At 74.0% G+C, this 17606-nt stretch carries 24 protein-coding genes; 12 read left to right on the top strand and 12 right to left on the bottom strand.

What is annotated here, in order from left to right:
- Positions 1–51: 51 nt before the first annotated feature.
- Positions 52–381 carry a DUF3817 domain-containing protein gene (locus AC2CHG_RS22035; protein WP_484525479.1) on the bottom strand — a complete coding sequence of 110 codons (330 nt, stop codon included), beginning with the start codon at positions 379–381 and terminating at the stop codon, positions 52–54.
- Positions 382–406: 25 nt separating this feature from the next.
- Positions 407–838, bottom strand: a complete 432-nt coding sequence (locus AC2CHG_RS22030) for a hypothetical protein (protein WP_463839130.1) — start codon at positions 836–838, stop codon at positions 407–409.
- Between the two features lie 124 nt (positions 839–962).
- Here AC2CHG_RS22030 and AC2CHG_RS22025 point away from each other — a divergent pair, with 124 nt between their 5' ends.
- From AC2CHG_RS22025 to AC2CHG_RS22015, 3 genes are read left to right on the top strand one after another with little or no spacing between them, the layout of a single operon-like run.
- A complete protein-coding gene (locus AC2CHG_RS22025) occupies positions 963–1256 on the top strand; it encodes a DUF6158 family protein (RefSeq protein WP_030502251.1) in 294 nt (97 codons plus the stop codon).
- On the top strand, positions 1256–1573 hold the full coding sequence (locus tag AC2CHG_RS22020; protein WP_135241714.1) for an SRPBCC family protein: 318 nt from the start codon (positions 1256–1258) through the stop codon (positions 1571–1573). Before AC2CHG_RS22025 ends, AC2CHG_RS22020 begins: the two co-directional genes overlap by 1 nt.
- Positions 1574–1606: 33 nt before the next feature.
- Positions 1607–2146, top strand: coding sequence for a DUF1360 domain-containing protein (locus AC2CHG_RS22015; protein ID WP_013288145.1), 540 nt, complete (start codon positions 1607–1609; stop codon positions 2144–2146).
- Between the two features lie 57 nt (positions 2147–2203).
- Here AC2CHG_RS22015 and AC2CHG_RS22010 read toward each other — a convergent pair whose 3' ends face one another.
- Genes AC2CHG_RS22010 through AC2CHG_RS22000 form a run of 3 tightly spaced genes read right to left on the bottom strand, consistent with a single transcriptional unit; the run spans position 2204 to position 3809 of the window.
- Positions 2204–2413, bottom strand: coding sequence for a hypothetical protein (locus AC2CHG_RS22010; protein ID WP_030502248.1), 210 nt, complete (start codon positions 2411–2413; stop codon positions 2204–2206).
- A gap of 24 nt (positions 2414–2437) precedes the next feature.
- On the bottom strand, positions 2438–2671 hold the full coding sequence (locus AC2CHG_RS22005; RefSeq protein WP_018786980.1) for a hypothetical protein: 234 nt from the start codon (positions 2669–2671) through the stop codon (positions 2438–2440).
- Between the two features lie 40 nt (positions 2672–2711).
- Complete coding sequence (locus tag AC2CHG_RS22000) at positions 2712–3809, bottom strand: 3-deoxy-7-phosphoheptulonate synthase (RefSeq protein ID WP_484525480.1); 1098 nt, start codon at positions 3807–3809, stop codon at positions 2712–2714.
- A 254-nt stretch (positions 3810–4063) separates the two neighbouring features.
- Here AC2CHG_RS22000 and AC2CHG_RS21995 point away from each other — a divergent pair, with 254 nt between their 5' ends.
- On the top strand, positions 4064–4285 hold the full coding sequence (locus AC2CHG_RS21995) for a hypothetical protein (RefSeq protein WP_013288141.1): 222 nt from the start codon (positions 4064–4066) through the stop codon (positions 4283–4285).
- On the opposite strand, the gene AC2CHG_RS21990 is transcribed toward AC2CHG_RS21995, so the two are convergent.
- A complete protein-coding gene (locus AC2CHG_RS21990) occupies positions 4260–4973 on the bottom strand; it encodes a phosphodiesterase (protein ID WP_484525478.1) in 714 nt (237 codons plus the stop codon). The two genes, AC2CHG_RS21995 and AC2CHG_RS21990, sit on opposite strands and share 26 nt — an antisense overlap.
- An 85-nt stretch (positions 4974–5058) precedes the next feature.
- Here AC2CHG_RS21990 and AC2CHG_RS21985 point away from each other — a divergent pair, with 85 nt between their 5' ends.
- From AC2CHG_RS21985 to AC2CHG_RS21955, 7 genes are all read left to right on the top strand, one after another.
- On the top strand, positions 5059–6348 hold the full coding sequence (locus tag AC2CHG_RS21985; RefSeq protein ID WP_463839128.1) for a M16 family metallopeptidase: 1290 nt from the start codon (positions 5059–5061) through the stop codon (positions 6346–6348).
- Positions 6348–7691, top strand: coding sequence for a M16 family metallopeptidase (locus AC2CHG_RS21980; RefSeq protein ID WP_262014089.1), 1344 nt, complete (start codon positions 6348–6350; stop codon positions 7689–7691). Before AC2CHG_RS21985 ends, AC2CHG_RS21980 begins: the two co-directional genes overlap by 1 nt.
- 97 nt (positions 7692–7788) lie before the next feature.
- Positions 7789–8811, top strand: a complete 1023-nt coding sequence (locus AC2CHG_RS21975) for an aspartate-semialdehyde dehydrogenase (RefSeq protein WP_194800682.1) — start codon at positions 7789–7791, stop codon at positions 8809–8811.
- A 99-nt stretch (positions 8812–8910) separates the two neighbouring features.
- Positions 8911–9579, top strand: coding sequence for a TMEM175 family protein (locus AC2CHG_RS21970; RefSeq protein ID WP_194800683.1), 669 nt, complete (start codon positions 8911–8913; stop codon positions 9577–9579).
- A gap of 65 nt (positions 9580–9644) precedes the next feature.
- Positions 9645–10061, top strand: coding sequence for a CBS domain-containing protein (locus AC2CHG_RS21965; protein WP_030502240.1), 417 nt, complete (start codon positions 9645–9647; stop codon positions 10059–10061).
- Between the two features lie 160 nt (positions 10062–10221).
- A complete protein-coding gene (locus AC2CHG_RS21960) occupies positions 10222–10593 on the top strand; it encodes an SCP2 sterol-binding domain-containing protein (RefSeq protein ID WP_194800684.1) in 372 nt (123 codons plus the stop codon).
- The gene (locus AC2CHG_RS21955) at positions 10593–12656 is read left to right on the top strand and encodes an amylo-alpha-1,6-glucosidase (RefSeq protein WP_484525477.1); all 2064 of its coding nucleotides are present in this window, start codon (positions 10593–10595) and stop codon (positions 12654–12656) included. The genes AC2CHG_RS21960 and AC2CHG_RS21955 overlap by 1 nt, the downstream gene beginning before the upstream one ends.
- A 6-nt stretch (positions 12657–12662) precedes the next feature.
- Here the strand turns inward: AC2CHG_RS21955 and AC2CHG_RS21950 are convergent, their stop codons facing one another.
- Together AC2CHG_RS21950 and AC2CHG_RS21945 are read right to left on the bottom strand one after the other, a co-directional pair.
- The gene (locus AC2CHG_RS21950; protein WP_194800686.1) at positions 12663–13052 is read right to left on the bottom strand and encodes a VOC family protein; all 390 of its coding nucleotides are present in this window, start codon (positions 13050–13052) and stop codon (positions 12663–12665) included.
- Between the two features lie 9 nt (positions 13053–13061).
- Entirely contained in the window at positions 13062–13721 is a 660-nt protein-coding gene (locus AC2CHG_RS21945; RefSeq protein WP_194800687.1) for an alpha/beta hydrolase, read from the bottom strand.
- 99 nt (positions 13722–13820) lie between these two features.
- Here AC2CHG_RS21945 and AC2CHG_RS21940 point away from each other — a divergent pair, with 99 nt between their 5' ends.
- Complete coding sequence (locus tag AC2CHG_RS21940) at positions 13821–14573, top strand: lysophospholipid acyltransferase family protein (RefSeq protein WP_484525476.1); 753 nt, start codon at positions 13821–13823, stop codon at positions 14571–14573.
- A 96-nt stretch (positions 14574–14669) separates the two neighbouring features.
- On the opposite strand, the gene AC2CHG_RS21935 is transcribed toward AC2CHG_RS21940, so the two are convergent.
- From AC2CHG_RS21935 to AC2CHG_RS21920, 4 genes are all read right to left on the bottom strand, one after another.
- On the bottom strand, positions 14670–15413 hold the full coding sequence (locus AC2CHG_RS21935; protein ID WP_484525475.1) for a hypothetical protein: 744 nt from the start codon (positions 15411–15413) through the stop codon (positions 14670–14672).
- A gap of 74 nt (positions 15414–15487) precedes the next feature.
- The gene (locus AC2CHG_RS21930) at positions 15488–16204 is read right to left on the bottom strand and encodes a response regulator transcription factor (RefSeq protein WP_355508970.1); all 717 of its coding nucleotides are present in this window, start codon (positions 16202–16204) and stop codon (positions 15488–15490) included.
- Entirely contained in the window at positions 16174–17370 is a 1197-nt protein-coding gene (locus AC2CHG_RS21925) for a hypothetical protein (RefSeq protein WP_357209713.1), read from the bottom strand. Before AC2CHG_RS21925 ends, AC2CHG_RS21930 begins: the two co-directional genes overlap by 31 nt.
- Positions 17360–17606 (bottom strand): ATP-binding protein (locus tag AC2CHG_RS21920; RefSeq protein WP_484525474.1); only part of this gene is annotated, 247 nt, incomplete at its 5' end. The genes AC2CHG_RS21925 and AC2CHG_RS21920, both read right to left, overlap by 11 nt.

The raw sequence follows: 17606 nt of genomic DNA, 5'->3' as shown, positions 1-17606 counted from the left end.
GGGCCGACCCGCCGGCGGCCGAGCCGTGGCGGCCGGCCCGGTGACCGGCGGTCAGCGCGCCACCGGCTCCGGCGTACGCGGCCGGGCCTCGGCGGCCACCCAGTGGCTCACCCGCCGCTCGGCGTAGAACGAGACGAACGGCACGGTGCCGGCGAGCATCACCAGCAGCATCCGCTTCAGCGGCCAGTTCGCCCGGCGCGACAGGTCGAACGTGAGCGCCAGATAGAGCATGTACAGCCAGCCGTGCGCCACGCCGACCACTGCGACAACGCTCGGGTTGTCGAAGCCGTACTTCAGCGGCATGCCGATCAGGACCAGCACCACGAGCGCCACGCCCACGATCCAGGCGATCACGCGGTACCGGGTAAGGGCTCCGCCCACCGTCGTCCGTCCTTCCGCACCGGCCTCAGCCGGGATAGTCGCCGGGCCGGGCGCCCGGATTGGCGTTCAACCAGGATAGGTAGCTGTTGTACGCGGCCAGCTCGGCGTCGTCCGCCCCGTCGGCCGGGGCGGCCGGCGTCCGCACGACGCGAACCGGCCGGCGTACCGCAGGGGTGGTGGCGACCGGCTCGGTGCCGGCAGCCGCCGACGGCGCCGGATCGGCCGCCGGCTGCGCGTCGCCCGGCGGCGTCGCGCGCAGCGTCTGGCGGACCTCACGCCACCAGACGAAGACCACGAAACCGGCGAACACCGGCCACTCGATCGCGTAACCGAAGCTGATCGCGTTCCCCCCGGCGGCGCGGGTGACCTGCCACCAGCCCATCCCGAGGCAACCCGCCACCAGCACGACCATGGCCACGTGGCGGACGATCCACGCCGGTGTCCAGAGCCGATTCATGCCCACGAGAGTACCGGGGCCGCCGGGCTTCTCCGACACGGCGTCGTAGTCCGGGCGGTGGTTTGGTGGCACGCCCGCTGGGCATCCGAACAGGTGCCAACCCGAACGAGACGAGGGGGCGACGATGACCGAATCGGTACGCCGGGACGCGAGCCCGGAACAGCGGGTCGCGGAGTGGGACGGCGATCACGCCCGCACCGTCGACGGCGAGCAGCTCGGGGTGGACCCGGTGGAGCTGGGCGACGAGGACCTGGTCCGGGAGATGCAGAGCCTGCACCGCACCCGGCTGGACACGCTGCGCCACGCCACCGACTCGGCGCTCGCCAACCACCTGCGGCGCACCGCCGAACTGGAGACGGAGTACCTGGCCCGGCACCCCGGCCGGGAGGTCGACCCGAGCCGGCTGCGGGACGCCTGATGGCCAGCCACGCCGAGCGCGGCATGTCCGCGCCGCCGGAGGTGGTGTTCAACACCGCCACTGATCCGGACCGCTCCTCGGCCTGGCTGCCCGAGCGGCTGCGCACCTCCGGCACCTGCCGGGTGGAGGTCGTCGACGCCGACGACATGCGGGCCCGGTGGAGCGCCGCGGACTGGTCCGCCGAAATCGACGTGGAGCCGGCCGGCGCGGGCGGCGCCCGGGTACGGCTGGACCTGGCCGGGCCGGACCACGACCTGGCCGACGAGATCCTGGCCAACCTCGACCGCGAGGTGGCCGACAACCTGACCGCCGGCTGAGCCCGGCCGCACGACGAGCACGAGGAGGCCGGGTTGACCGGGAGTGGCCTGAAGCAGAAGGTGGCGCGCCTGCGCCAGGCGTACGCGCCGCACGAGCATCGGCCGCTGGAGGGCTACCTGAAGGCGATGGGCACCTACGCGGGTGTGACGGCCGCGCTCGTCGGCCTGGTCCGGGCGACCGGCCGGCCGGTGCCCGAGCGGCCCACGCCGGCGGACGTGGTGCTGCTCTCGATCGCCACGCACAAGCTCAGCCGGCTGCTGTCCAAGGACGCGATCACCAGTCCGCTGCGGGCGCCGTTCACCCGCTACGACCACCCGATCGGCAGCGGCGAGGTGATGGAGCAGGTCCGCGACGAGGGCAGCCCGACCCGGCACGCGCTCGGCGAGCTGGTCAGTTGCCCGTTCTGTCTGGCGGTCTGGGTGGCCACCGGGCTCACCGGCGGCCTGGTGCTGGCGCCCCGGCTGACCCGGCTGGTCGCCACCGCGCTGACCGCGGTGGCCGCCTCCGACTTCCTCCAGATGGGGTACGCGGTCGCCCAGCAGGCGGCCGAGGGCGGTCGCCACGAGGCGTGAGACGTGCACACGAAAGGGGGCCGGCACGCGCCGGCCCCCTTTCCGTGTCTCCCACCGTCAGGTGGGGGTGGTGCCGTGGTCCTCGCCGGCCCAGCCGCGCGACGCCTCCGGCTCCCGCTCGTCCTCGTCCTCGCCGGTGACGACGTCCCGGTCCACGGCGGTGCGGTCGTGCTCGTTGGCGAAGTCCGGCTCCGGCAGCGTGTCGACGCCCTCCGGGGGCTGGCCGAGCGCCGCCAGGTGCTCGTGGTCGGGGTTGCGGTCGGTCATCTCGCGTCCTCTCGTCGGCGGGGCTCAGGCGACCGTGCCGCCCAGCAGATCGGCCGCCTCGTCCGCCGCGTACTCGCCCTGGGGGAGCGCGGCGATCCGGGTGAGCAGCTCCGCGGGGAGTTCGGCGGCCACCGCCCGGCGGTAGATGTCCGCCTGGGTGATCCGCTCCTGGCCGTGGTAGATGTCGTCGAGCAGGTCGTCGAGCGGCCGCGTGTCGGGCTGCTCGGTCACGGGCGCGTCATCGGTCACGCCGACCACCTACCCGGCACCGAACCGGTCAAACCCGCCCCAACCCCGCTCAGGCCCGGGCCGGGAGCGTGGCCCGGCGGGCCCGGACGGCCTGGGCCAGGTGCTCCAGGACCTCGGCCGTGGTGTCCCAGCCGATGCAGGCGTCGGTGACCGACTGGCCGTACGCCAGCTCCCGGGTCGGGTCCAGGTCCTGCCGGCCGGGCACCAGGAAGCTCTCCAGCATGATGCCGGCGATCCCGCGCTGGCCGGCGGCGAGCTGCGCGGCCACGTCGGCGGCGACCAGCGGCTGGTTGCGGTGGTCCTTGCCGCTGTTGGCGTGGCTGGCGTCGACCACCACCCGCTCCGGCAGGCCCGCGGCCCGCAGCAGCTCCAGCGCCCCGGCCACCGACTCCGCGTCGTAGTTCGGCCGGCCGCCCCCGCCGCGCAGCACCAGGTGCCCGTCCGCGTTGCCCCGGGTGTGCATGATCGCCGGGGTGCCGGAGACGTCGATGCCGGGGAACACGTGCGGCACCCCGGCCGCCCGGATCGCGTCCACGGCGGTGGCGATGCTGCCGTCCGGGCGGTTCTTCATGCCGATCGGCATGGACAGCCCGGAGGCGAGCTGCCGGTGCACCTGGCTCTCCACCGTCCGCGCGCCGATCGCGCCCCAGGCCACCGTGTCCGCGATGTACTGCGGGGTGATCGGGTCGAGGAACTCGCAGCCCACCGGCAGGCCCAGCCGCAGCACGTCGAGCAGGAGCGCCCGCGCGGTACGCAGACCGGTGTTCACGTCGCCGGAGCCGTCCAGCGCCGGATCGTTGATCAGGCCCTTCCAGCCCACAGTCGAACGCGGCTTCTCGAAGTAGACACGCATCACCACGAGCAGGTCGTCGGCGACCCGGGCGGCGGCCTCGCGCAGCCGGCCCGCGTACTCCAGGGCGGCGGCCGGGTCGTGCACGGAGCAGGGGCCGACGACGACGAGCAGCCGGTCGTCCTCGCGGTCCAGCACCCGGCCGACGGCACGGCGGCCCGCCACGACGGCCTCGGCCAGCGGGGTGTCGAGCGGCAGGTGGTGGTGCAGCAGGGCCGGGGTGGTCAGCGGCACCACACGGTCGATGCGCTGGTCGATGACCCGATGGGCGTCCTGGGACGTGGTCACGGTGGGGATTCCTTCCGCCGACCGTGCCCCCGTGCCGGGTCCGGGGGATCGAGCCGGCTGCTCGCATACGAAAGGGCAGGGAAAAGAATCCCTGCCCGGCCGGCTCGAAGAGGTGGTGACGTCAGCTCATGGTCGAGTCACCGGCTCCTCCAGCCGGCTGCCTAAACCATCGATACGACCGCGTCACGTCGGCCAGCGTACCCGACGCGCGGCGGAAAGCCCGCTGTCGTTCCGAAGTGCGGAACGCGGGGTATGTGATCGGCATGACCACGAGCCACGACCCGAGTGACCAGGAACGGATCGAGTCCCGAGCGCATCTGCTGCCGGAGGAGGCGGCGGCGGGCAGCGACGACGCCGAGGCGCAGGCCGACGCGATCCTCACCGAGTCCGACATCCGCGAGGCGGACCAGAACGCCGCCCCCGACACGGTGCTGGAGCACCGCACCTCCGAGCAGACCGTCACCCCCGTCGAACCGCCCGACTGAGCCCGGCGCCCCGGGCCCGGCGGGAACCCCGGTAACTGTCGTTCCGCAGCCGGGCCAGCGGGCCGGCCAGACGCAACCCCGGCGGCACGTTGCCGATCGGGTCGAACGCGAGCGCGGCGTCCTCGGCGGCGCCGCGCTCGTCGTCGAGGCGTACCTCGCCGAACGGCCGCCACCGGCCCACCGCCGAGGCCACCGCGAGCACCAGGCGGGGCTCGTCTTCGGCGACCGCCGCGCCCGCCTCGGCCAGGCCGCGACCCAGGTCGGGTGACTCCGGGTCGGCCAGCACGGCCAGGAACAGCCGCCGCCCGCCGGCCCGGAACGGCATGATCGACGTGTACGTCCCGGCGAAGCGCCGCCGGGGCAGCGGCAGGTTCCGCAGCACCGGCGCGGCGCCGCTGGAACTCCACAGCAGGTCCACCGGCGGCTCCGGGTCGCGGTGCAGCCGTACCGCCACGCCCAGCACGTCCGGCCAGGCACCCGGCGTCGGCACGCCCTTGGACAGGCGGATCGTGGCCGGCCACCGGCCCGGCAGGTCGAGCAGCGGCACCCCGGTCGGCGGTCCCGGCGTACCCCAGATCCGGGTCTCGCCGGCGAACGTGCGCCCGGCCGGGTGCAGCAGCCGGGCGTGCCGGAGCCGGGCCAGCGCGGCGGCGGCGCGCTCGACGGCGGAGGGTGCGGTGGCGGCCATGCCCGCACGGGTACCCCGGCGCGCACCGACGATGCTCCGGCGCGCGTGTCACCTTTCCGCCGCCGGGATCGGATAGCGTCGTCTCATGCCCGACAGCGGTTTCCCCTGGCCGATCGAGACGACCCGACTGGACAACGGCCTGCGCGTGGTGGTGAGCGAGGACCGCACCGCCCCGGCCGTGGCGGTCAACCTCTGGTACGACGTGGGCTCACGCCACGAGCCGGCGGGACAGACCGGCTTCGCGCACCTCTTCGAGCACCTCATGTTCGAGGGCTCGGTGAACGTGGCGAAGACCGAGCACATGAAGCTGATCCAGGGCGCGGGCGGCTCGCTCAACGCGACCACCAACCCGGACCGGACCAACTACTTCGAGACGGTCCCGGCCGAGCACCTGGAACTGGCGCTCTGGCTGGAGGCCGACCGGATGGGCGGGCTGGTGCCGGCGCTGACCCAGGAGACGCTGGACAACCAGCGCGACGTGGTGAAGAACGAGCGCCGCCAGCGCTACGAGAACGTGCCGTACGGCGACGCGTGGCTGCGCCTGCTGCCGCTGCTCTACCCGCCGGGCCACCCGTACCACCACGCGACGATCGGGTCGATGGCCGACCTGAACGCCGCCGACCTGGCCACCTTCCAGGAGTTCCACAGCACCTACTACGCGCCGAACAACGCGGTCCTCACCGTGGTCGGCGACACCGAAGCGGCGGAGGTGTTCGGGCTCGCCGACAAGTACTTCGGCGGCCTGGCCGCGCGGGCCGACATCCCGGCCGCGCCGGACGGCCGCACGGTGCCCGCCACGGGCGCTCCGGCGGTGGAGACGGTCACCGCCGACGTGCCCGCCCCCCGCGTCTACGTCGCGCACCGCACCCACCCGTTCGGCACCCAGGGGTACGACGTGACGACGGTGCTGGCCACGGTGCTCGGCAGCGGCCGGGGCAGCCGGCTCTACCAGCGGCTCGCCGACGGTGAGCGGATCGCCCAGCCGGACCTGGTCGGCGCGTACGGGGTGGACCTGGCGCACGCGCCCGCCCCGCTGATCGCCACCGCCACGGCCCGGCCCGGGGTGAGCGCCGAGCGGCTGCGCGACGGGCTCGCCGAGGTGGTCGACGAGCTGGCCACGGTGCCGGTGACCGCCGCCGAGCTGGACCGCGCCAAGGCACTGCTGAGCACCATGTGGTGGCGGCAGATGTCCACCGTGGACGGGCGGGCGGACACGCTCGGCCGGTACGCCACCCAGTTCGGCGACCCGGCGCGCGCGGCCGACCGGCTGCCGGCCTGGCTCGCGGTGACCGCGGAGCAGATCGCCGAGCAGGCCGCCGAGCTGCTCGGCGCCGCCGACCGGGTGATCCTGACCTACCTGCCCGAGGAGAAGTGATGTCGCTGATCGCCACCCGTCCCGGCCCCGGCGCCGCCCGCGCCTACCGGTTCCCGCAGGTGGTCCGGCGGACGGTGGCCGGCGGTCAGGTGGTCGCCGCGCACCTGCCCGGGCAGAACCTCGCCGTCGCGCTGCTGCTGCTCGACGGCGGCGCGGGCCGGGAGCCGGTCGGCAAGGAGGGCCTCGGCGCGGTGCTGGCCAAGGCGCTGGAGGAGGGCACCGCGCAGCGGGACGCCACCGCGTACGCGCTGGCCATCGAGGCGCTCGGCACCGAGCTGTCGACCGGGCTGGACTGGGACTCGTTCCAGGTGAGCGTGCAGGTGCCGGTGGACCGGCTGACCGCCGCCGTGGAGCTGCTGGCCGAGGCGGTCCGTACGCCCCGGCTCGACCCGGCCGACGTGCGGCGCGTACGCGACGACGAGGCGACAGCGCTGCGGATGGACTGGGCCAACCCCGGCCCGCGCGCCGACGCGGTGCTGCGGGCCGAGCTGTTCGGCGCGGAGCACCGGTGGGGCCGCCCGCTCTACGGCGACCCGGACAGCGTGGCCGCGCTCGAGGTCGACGACGTCACCGTCTTCCACTCGGAGTGGTTCATCCGCCCCGGCACGCTCGTCGTCGCCGGTGACCTGGAGCGGATCGACCTGGACGCGCTCGCCGCGACGGCGTTCGCCGGGGCCGGCGGCGGTCCGGTGGAACGCGGCGGCCCGATCGACGTGCCGCTGGCCGGGCAGCGCCGGATCATCCTGGTCGACCGGCCCGGCTCGGTGCAGTCGACGCTGCGGCTGGGCCACCCGTCCCCGCACCGCGCCCACCCGGACCACGTGCCGATGACGCTCGCCGGCACCGTGCTCGGCGGCGCGTTCACGTCCCGGCTCAACCACCTGATCCGCGAGGTACGCGGGTACACATACGGGATCCGGGGCGACTTCGCCTCGTCCCGGCGGTTCGGCCGGTTCGCCGTCAGCTCCGGCGTGCAGACCGCGGTGACCGCCCCGGCGCTCGTCGAGTCGGTGGGCGAGATCTCGCGTACCCGGCTCACCGGCGTCACCGAGGACGAGCTGGAGGTGGCGCGTTCCTGGCGGGCCGGGCAGCTCTCGGTCGAGTTGCAGAGCCCTCGAGCCATCGCCGCGGCCCTGACCACGCTCGTCGTGCACGACCTGCCGGACGACTACCACGCGCGGCTGCGTGAGCAACTGCTCGCGGCGACCGTCGAGGACGTCTCCGCCGCCGCGGCGACCTACCTGCACCCCGAGTCGCTGACCATGGTGATCGAGGGGGACGCGGCGGTCATCCGGGACGAGCTGGTCGCCAGCGGTCTCGGCGAGGTGGTCGACCACGCGTGACCGGACGGGGCGGCGGGCCTGTGATTCCCGTCGCCCCGCATCCGTGCGGTGGGAAACGTTTCCCACCCGCGCCGCCCGGCTGGGTAGCCTCGCGGGCATGAGGATCGGCATTGTGGGAGCCACCGGCCAGGTCGGTGGCGTCATGCGGCAGGTGCTGGCGGAGCGCGAGTTCCCGGCGGAGCAGGTGCGCCTGTTCGCCTCGGCCCGGTCGGCCGGGCGCACGCTGCCCTGGCGCGACGGCGAGGTCACCGTGGAGGACGCGGCCACCGCGGACTACCGCGGCCTGGACATCGTGCTCTTCTCGGCGGGCAAGGGCACCGCGAAGGAGCTGGCTCCCCGGGTCGCGGAGGCCGGCGCCGTGGTGATCGACAACTCCTCGGCGTTCCGGATGGACCCGCAGGTGCCGCTGGTGGTGGCCGAGGTCAACCCGCACGCGATCGCGGACCGCCCGAAGGGCATCGTGGCCAACCCGAACTGCACCACGATGGCCGCCATGCCGGTGCTGCGCCCGCTGCACGACGAGGCCGGGCTGGTCAGCCTCGTCGTCGCCACCTACCAGGCGGTCTCCGGCGCCGGCCTGGCCGGCGTGGCGGAACTGGACGAGCAGGTCCGCAAGGTGGCCGAGGACGCCGCCGGGCTCGCCTTCGACGGCGGCGCGGTGGAGTTCCCGGCGCCGCGCTCGTTCGCCCGCCCGATCGCCTTCAACGTGCTCCCGCTCGCCGGCTCGATCGTCGACGACGGCTCCTTCGAGACCGACGAGGAGCAGAAGCTGCGCAACGAGAGCCGCAAGATCCTGGAGATCCCCGGCCTCAAGGTCTCCGGCACGTGCGTGCGCGTCCCGGTCTTCACCGGCCACTCGCTGCAGATCAACGCCCGGTTCGCCCGGCCGATCGACCCGGCCCGGGCCCGCGAGCTGCTCGACGGCGCGCCCGGCGTGGCGCTGCGCGACGTGCCGACGCCGCTGGAGGCGGCCGGCCAGGACCCGACGTACGTCGGCCGGATCCGCGCCGACGAGACCGTCGAGCACGGGCTCGCGTTGTTCTGCGCCAACGACAACCTGCGCAAGGGCGCGGCTCTCAACGCCGTGCAGCTCGCCGAGCTGGTCGCCGCCGAGCGCTGACCCGTCGGGCGTCCGTGCCCTGCCACCCGGCACGGACGCCCGCACAGCGGGTATGCCCGCCGGGTCGCCGGCCGCCCGCGCCGGCAGGCGGGGGTGCAGATGACGGCTGAAGGGGACACCGAGTCCGCCGGGATGCGTTCGGACACGGGCCGGGCTGTCGGGTTCAGCGACGCGGTCTTCGCCATCGTCATCACGCTGCTGGTGCTCGACCTGCGGGTGCCCGAGACGGCGCCGGGCGGGATGCTGCGCGCGCTGCTCGACCAGTGGCCGGTCTACCTCGCCTACGTCACGTCCTACCTGTACGTGGCGGTCAACTGGCTGAACCACAAGGGGACGTTCCACCGGGTCCGCTGCGCCGACCGGGGACTGCACTGGGCGAACCTCGGCGTGCTGTTCAGCGTGGCGCTGCTGCCGTTCGTCACCGCGCTCGTCTCCCGCGCCGTGGAGGCGGGCGACGTCTTCGACGAGCGGGTTGCCGTGTCCGCGTACGCGCTGGTCGGCGTGATCCTGTCGATCACCTGGCTGTGGCTCTACCACTACCTGAGCCGGCACCGGGAACTGCTGGAGCCGCACGTCCCCGCCCGGTTCTTCGAGGCCGAACGCGTCCGGGCCCTGCTCGGCGTGCTCGCGTACGCGATCGCCGGTCTGGTGGGCGTGCTGCTGAGCGTGCCGGCGGCGCTGGTGGTGCTCCTGCTGCTGCCGATCTTCTACGGGCTGTCCAGCAACGGCTCCTACGACCTGCGCCGGCGCCTGCACCCCCGGCGGTGACGCGGGCGTTACCCCGCCTGCGGCGGCGGGTAGACGGCCGTGCCGACACCGAGAGGGGAAGCACCATGACAACGGTCGGAGAGTTCATGACGACCCGGTTGGTGACGATGGACGGCAACGACACGCTCATCGCCGCAGCGCAGGAGATGCGCGACAGCGCCATCGGCGACGTGGTGGTGACCGACGGCGACAACGTGGTCGGCATCGTGACGGACCGGGACATCACGGTACGGGGCGTGGCCGAGAACATGGACCCCACCGCCACCCGGCTCAACCAGATCACCAGCAAGGACGTGGTGACGGTGAGCCAGTACGACGACGCGGTGGCCGCCGCCGACCTGATGCGCACGTACGCGGTCCGCCGCCTCCCGGTGGTCGACGACGGCCGCCTGATCGGCCTGATCTCGATGGGTGACCTGGCGGTGGAGCGGGAACCCCAGTCGGTGCTCGCGGACATCAGCGCCGACGACCCCAACAACTGACCTGTCCGCCGCGATGACGCCGGCTCCCGGTTCGGGGGCCGGCGTCGCGCGTGCACGCGGTGGCGCCGCGTTCACCCGCTTCGGGCGAGGTTGGCCGCGGAACGGGTGGGGACACGGGCCACGGACAGGGAGACCGCGGATCGCGGGAGGAGTCGCCCGGATGGTGGACATGACCACGAGATTCTTCGAGGACCTGGATCGGCGGGGGTTCGAACCCTTGCTGGTCAAGACATCCGGAACGCTCCGCTTCGACCTGCACGAGGGTCCGCACACCACGCACTGGCTGCTGGAGATCGATCACGGCAAGCTGCGGGTCCGGCAGGAGGACGGCGAGGCGGACACGGTGGTGGGCACCGAGCCGCGCCTGTTCGCCGAGCTGGTCGGTGGTGAGGAGAACGCCATCGCGGCGCTGCTGCGCGGCGACATGACTGTCGTCGGCGACCTGCGGCTCGTGCTTCAGGTCGAGCGGGTCTTCCCCGGCCCGCCGGACTCCCGGGGACCGCACCACACGTTCGGCGGGAGGGGTGCCTGATGCCCGGCAGCGGCAACACCGTCCGGATCCTGGACGGCAACACGTTCGTGGTCAGCGAGGACACCGGCGACATCGAGGCCACCCCGAGCGAGCCGACCGGTCTGTTCTCGCTCGACACGCGCTACCTGTCGAAGTGGGTGCTCACCGTCAACGGCGAGCGCCTCAACGCGCTGTCCTACGACGACCTCCAGTACTACGAGGCCCGGTTCTTCCTGGTACCCGGCATGGCCACGCACTACGTCGACGCGAAGCTGTCGGTCATCCGGGAACGGGCGGTCGGCGGCAGCTTCCGCGAGACGCTGACCATCCTCAACCACGACGAGAAGCCGGTCGACCTGGAGGTCCGGATGGACGCCGGGTCCGACTTCGCCGACCTGTTCCAGGTCAAGGACGAGATCCTGAACAAGAAGGGCGAGCACTACGCCGAGGCCGAGTCGGACCGGCTGCGCCTGGGCTACCGGCGCGGCAACTTCCGGCGCGAGACGCTCGTCTCCGCCAACCAGCCGGCCCGCTACGACCAGCGCGGCTTCGCCTGGAGCATCCGGCTGGAACCCAACGAGCAGTGGGACGCCGTCATCGACGTGCAGACGTTCGCGATCGGCCCGGGCGGCCGGGACCTGCGGATGGGGCTGCGCGTGCACGGCACCGAGCGGCTCGCGCTCCAGCACGACCTGGAGGAGTGGATCAGCCGGGCTCCGAAGCTGAACAGCGAGCACGAGGAACTCGCCGCGACGTACCGGCGGAGCCTCGTCGACCTCGCGGCGCTGCGCTTCTCGCCGCTGTCGCTGGGCGGGCAGACGCTGCCGGCTGCCGGTCTGCCCTGGTTCATGACCATGTTCGGCCGGGACAGCATCCTCACCTGCCTGCAGGTGCTGCCGTTCGCGCCGGAGATGTCGAAGACCACGCTGCGGATCCTCGGCGCGCTCCAGGGCACCCGGTTCGACGACTTCCGGGACGAGGACCCGGGCCGGATCCTGCACGAGATGCGGTACGGCGAGACCGCGGCGTTCGAGGAGCAGCCGCACTCGCCGTACTACGGCTCGGTGGACGCGACGCCGCTGTTCGTGGTGCTGCTCGACGAGTACGAGCGGTGGAGCGGCGACGGCGCGCTTGTGAAGGAGCTGGAACAGGAGTGCCGGTCCGCGCTGAAGTGGATCGACGACTACGCCGACCTGCTCGGCAACGGCTACATCTGGTACGAGCGGCGCAACACCGACACCGGCCTGGAGAACCAGTGCTGGAAGGACTCGTGGGACTCCATCTCGTACGCCGACGGCACGCTGCCGCCGTTCCCGCGGGCCACCTGCGAGGTGCAGGGGTACGCGTACGACGCGAAGATGCGGGCCGCCCGGATGGCCCGGCTGTTCTGGGGCGACCCCGCGTACGCCGATCAGCTGGAACGCGAGGCGGCGGAGCTGAAGCGGCGCTTCAACAACGACTGGTGGGTCGCCGATCGCGGCTTCTACGCGCTCGCCCTGGACCCGGACGGGCGTCAGTGCGACGTGCTCAGCTCCAACATGGGCCACCTGCTGTGGAGCGGGATCGTGGACGACGAGCGGGCGCCGAAGGTCGCGGAGCATCTGGTCGGTCCCCGGCTCTGGTCCGGCTGGGGGGTGCGGACGCTGGCCGAGGGTGAGGTCCGCTACAACCCGATCGGCTACCACAACGGCACGATCTGGCCGTTCGACAACTCGTTCGTCGCCTGGGGTCTGCGCCGGTACGGCTTCGCCGAGGAGGCCGCCACCGTCGCCAACGGCATCCTCGACGCGGCCACCTACTTCGACGGCCGGCTGCCGGAGGCGTTCGGCGGCTACCAGCGCGAGCTGACCAAGTTCCCGGTGGAGTACCCGACCGCGTGCAGCCCGCAGGCCTGGTCCACCGGTGCACCGCTGCTGCTGCTGCGCACCATACTCGGGCTGGAGCCGCACGAGCAGCACCTGGCTGTCGACCCGCGGCTGCCGGTGGGCATGGGACGGATCGAGGTGCTTGACATCCCGGGCCGCTGGGGCCGGGTGGACGCGTTCGCCAGGGGCCGGCTCGACCTCGAGGAACTGGCCGACTGAGCCCGGTCAGTGCCCGGGCGGCGACGCGTCGTGCGCCTCGTTCGGCGGGAGCAGGCAGAACTCGTTGCCCTCCGGGTCGGCCAGGACGGTCCAGCGCGGCAGCTCACGCACGACCGTCGCGCCCGCCTCCAGCACCGCGGCCCGCTCCTCGGCGTCGCCGACCAGGTCCAGGTGGATCCGGCCGGGCTCGGGCAGCGTCTCGGCCGGGCTGATCCACAGGTCCGGGCGCCGCCCGTGCGGGTCGCGCAGCAGCACCGCCTCCGTCGGCGCGAGCGTGCCCTCGGCGAGCTTCACCCGGTCCGCCTCGACCACCGGCAGCCCGGTGACCGCACTCCAGAACGGGGCGAGCAGGTAGGGGTCGCGGCAGTGGATGACGATCGCGGCGAGGTCGGGCATGCCTCGAACCTAGTCGCCCGCGCCTGCGGGCAGGACGCTGTCCAGGAACGCGGCGGCGGCCGCGATCAGGTCGGGCCGGGCCAGGTCGAGCGCGTGACCGCCGTGTGTGAGCCACAGATGCACCGGGTGACCGGCGGCGAGCAGCCGGCCGGTCAGCTCCACCGGCTGGGCGGCCGGCACCGCCACGTCGTCGCGGCCCTGCACCAGCAGCACCGGCACGCCGGAGCCGACGTGGGTGGCGACTGTCGCGCCGACGGTGGCCGGGTCGCCTGCGGCCGGCGGGTGGCCCAGCAGGTCGGTCCACGGGTCGTCGCCGGGGGCGCGCCGGCGCCGCTGCTCCGGGTCGAGCGGGTCCACGGGGGCCCAGTACGCGAGCACGCCCGTCACGTCGCCGGGCCGGTCCACCCCACGCAGGCCGAGCTGTAGGGCCAGCATCCCGCCGGCCGAGTCACCGGCCACCAGCAGCGGCAGGCCGCCCGCCGCAGCCCGGGCGGCCCGGGCCGCGTCGCGGACGTCGTCGAGCTGGGCGGGCCAGCGCGCCTGGTGGGAGAACCGGTACGTGGCCTCGACCACGCGCAGCCCGAGCGCCGCGAGCGCCGCCCCGTCCTCCTCGGCGCGGGCCCGCCAGCCACCGCCGTGGATCCAGAGCAGCACCGCGCGTTCGGGCATGTCGCCATCGTCGCCGCACCCGCGTCGGTGCGCGACCCGGGTCTGCCGAGGGCAGATCGGCCCTACGGTCGCGTAACCTACTCGGGGTAAAGTTTCGCCATGTCGGAACTCGTGTACCCACCTGTGATCACCGCCGCGAAGACGATGTTCCGGCTGCTCGACCTGCGCCTGGACGTTTCCGGCAGCGAGCACGTGCCGCACAGCGGCGGCGCGGTGCTCGCGTCCAACCACGTGAGCTACCTCGACTTCATCTTCTGCGGCTACGGCGCGCACCCGGCGAAGCGACTGGTCCGGTTCATGGCCAAGGACAGCGTCTTCCGGCACCGCGTCTCCGGTCCGCTGATGCGCGGCATGAAGCACATCCCGGTGAACCGGGCCGCCGGCGCCGGCTCGTACGCCGCAGCGGTGGGCGCGCTGCGCCGGGGCGAGGTGGTCGGCGTCTTCCCGGAGGCGACGATCAGTCGTTCCTTCGTGGTGAAGGACCTGAAGAACGGCGCGGCCCGGATGTCGCAGGAGGCGGGCGTGCCGCTGCTGCCGGTCGCGCTCTGGGGCACCCAGCGGCTGTGGACCAAGGGCCGCCCGCGCACGCTGACCCGCCGGCACACGCCGATCACCATCATCGTCGGCGAGCCGATGGACCCGGCCGCCTACCCGGACGCCACGGTCATGACCGCCGACCTGCGGACCCGCCTGTCGGCGCTGGTCGACCGGGCCCAGCGGGAGTACCCGGACAAGCCGTCCGGCCCGGACGACAGCTGGTGGCAGCCGGCCCACCTGGGCGGCAGCGCGCCGACCCCGGAGGAGGCGGTCGAGCTGGACCGGTCCGAGCGCCGCACCCGAAGCGCGTCCTGACCGCGCCCGCGCCCTACTGCGCGGGAGATCTTGGTACGAAAGGGCCCCCATAGGCCGTTTCTACCAAGATCTACGCCGGGTTCCCGACGTGGGTCGTCAGCAGGCGGAGCCGGGCTGGTCGTGGGCGGGGAAGCCGGACCATCCCCACGGCGACGCCTCGGCCTCCGCCGGACGGTAGTAGTCGTCGCGGGACAGGAACTCCACCGGCAGCGAGCCCGGCAGCGTCACAGTGCCCAGCGTCGGGCCGGGGGAGGCGGCCACCCGGATGGCGAGCACGTCCCGCTCCGGCGGGGACAGGTCCACCAGTTCGGCGTTCGCCAGCCGGAAACCGGCCACCGCGCGGCGTACCTGCCGGGCCAGCGCGGCCACCTGACCGACCGGGCCGGTCAGCGCCAGCGCCGGCTGCCGGATGGTGCGCAGCGCGTCACAGACGATGCGCAGCTCGGCGGTGCCGTCGCCCACCTCGGCCAGTTCCAGCCGGGACGGCCACTGCCAGCGGATCTGCCCGCTGACCAGGCGGGACAACCGGACCGGACGCCGGTGCCGGGCGGCCGCCCGGCCGTCCCGCCCGGAGACCACCGACAGGTCCGAGCCGGTGCAGACGTACGCCAGCCGGCGCTCGGTCACGGTGATCGTCGCCGGTGCCGGCAGCGACCAGCAGCGGACGTCCTCGGTCGGGCCGAGCAGGTGACCGGCGACGCGCAGGCAGTGCTGGCCGAGCAGGCGTTCGCCCGGCTCGGGCACCAGCTCGTAGCGCCGGTCGAGCACGGGACGGGTGGGGTCGCCGTCGGCGTCGAACCGATGCGGCCCGACGAAGAAAGGTGTGGCGTCCTCCGGCACGGTACGACCTCCCGGTGACGGTTGGCGGTACCGGTGAGCGTGCCCGGTTCCTGGGGTGGCTGTCATGACACCTGTTAGGGGGTCGGCCGGTCGGCCGACGCCTGCGACCGGTAGATGCCGATATCTTCCGGTCGGACGAGTCCGTCCTCGATCGCCCGGGCGAGCAGCGCCGCCTTCGTGGCGGCCGGGCGGCCCGCTCGGGTGTACTTGATCCGCGCACGGTCGACGTACTGCTTCACCGTGTGCTCACTGATCTGCATCCGGCGCGCCACCGACGCCTTCGACATCGACTGGAACCACAGCAGCAGCGCCTCGCGCTCCTTGTCCGACAGGGACGGACGATCCGGGCGGGCGTCCCCGACCATCGCTCCGGCCAGCGCCGGCGGCACGTACGGCCGGTCGCTCGCCGCCGCCAGCACCGTCGCCACGCAGTGCTCGCGTCCCTCGTGCTTGGCCAGGAACGCGACCGCCCCGGCGTCCAGCGCGGCGAGCATGGTCTGCGGGTCGCTGTGCTCGGAGTAGACCACCACCCGGCGCCCGGCCGCGCTCAGCTCGGCCAGCTTGCCCAGCACCATCCGGCCGTGCAGGCGCAGGTCGAGCAGCACCACCTCGGCGTCCGGCGCGGCCCGCAGCACCTCGTCCGGGTCGTCGCCGGTGGCCAGCACCCGCAACCGCGGTTCGCCGGCCAGCCAGGCGCGCACCCCGTCGATCACCACCGGATGGTCGTCCACGATCGCCACCCCGATCGGGGTGCCGGCGTTCACGTCCGCCGCCAGCGGGTCTGCGTCCATCTGATCTCCCCGTCCCGCTCGTGCAGGTGTTCCACCGGCCCGTCCCCGCCGGTCGCCGGCTCGTCCGGGCCGTCGTGATCCGGTGTCACCAGGCTGACCACCACCTCGTCCTGGCCTGCCACCACGGTGAGCCGGGCCCAGCCCTCGGCGGCGGCGAGCGCCGCGGTGAGCGGGTCGGCCAGGCCGCGCCGGATCTCCACCGGCAGCTCCGGTGGCGTGCCGACCGACACCAGGTCGATCGGCAGTCCGTTGCGTTCGGCCAGGTCGGCCGCCGCGCGCAGTTCGTGCAGCAGCGCGTCCGGCACGTCGTCCGACTCGGCGATCAGCCGGCGCAGCCGGGCCGCGGCCAGCACCGCGCGCCGCCGTACCGCCGGGTCGGCCGGGTCGGCGTCACCCGCCGCCAGCCCGGCCAGCACCTCCTCGGCGGTGCCGCTGACAAGCGCCAGGCGCGCCTGTCGCTCGGTGCGGGCCCGCTCGGCCGCCTCCTGCTCAGCGGCCACGGCGAGCGTCGCCGCCGCGGTGGCCGCCCGGTCCCGGGCCTGCGCGGTGAGCGCCGCCGCGCCGACGAAGACCGCCACCGGCAGGGTGGAGGTGCCGTAGACGTACATCGCGGCGCGGCTCAGGTCGGCCGGTGCGGTCGCGCCGTACAGCACCACCGCCGCCAGCGCGATCGTGCCGTGCGCGGCGAGCATGAGCAGCAGCCAGCGCACCGGCCGCCGCCAGAGCACCAGCAGGAAGAACCAGGCCAGGCCGCCCCACACCCAGTTGGCGGTGCTGAACAGGAACCGGTCGCCGGCCCCCGCGACCACCGCCGCGTCCACCCCCAGCAGCGCCACTGCCAGCGGCCCGGCCGGCGGCAGCCCGCCGCGCAGCAGCCGTACCCCGGCCCCGACCCCGACCAGCGCGGTCACCAGCCAGCCCGCGGCCACCACGGCCGGGAAGGCCATTCCCGGCCCGGCCCGCAACACGGCGGGCAGCGCGACCGCCAGGTGCCAGGTCGCCGCGATGACGATCGCGGCGATCCGCGCGCCACCGTCGGACGCGTCGGCCACCGCGTGCGCCTCCGGCGGGGCGGTGGCCGTTCCGGAGCGCGTCGCCACCCGCGGCCGGGGCAGCGGGCGCAGCGCGTGGCCGGCCGTCACCGCCGTACCCGACTCACTCGCCATCGGACCACTCCAGCCGAATCCGGGTGCCGGCGCCAGGGGCGGAGGTCACCACCGCCCGACCGCCCACAGTGCTCATCCGGCCGTGGATCGACTCGCGCAGCCCGTACCGGTGCGCCGGGACCGTGGACGGGTCGAAACCGGGGCCGTCGTCGACCACCTCGACCACGACGGTGCCGCCCTCGCGGGCCAGGCGCAGCGACGCGGCCGCGCCCGGCGCGTGCCGCGCCACGTTCGCC

The sequence above is a fragment of the Micromonospora sp. ATLC20 genome (genome assembly GCF_057196585.1).
This window is presented reverse-complemented; position numbering and strand designations above follow the sequence as displayed.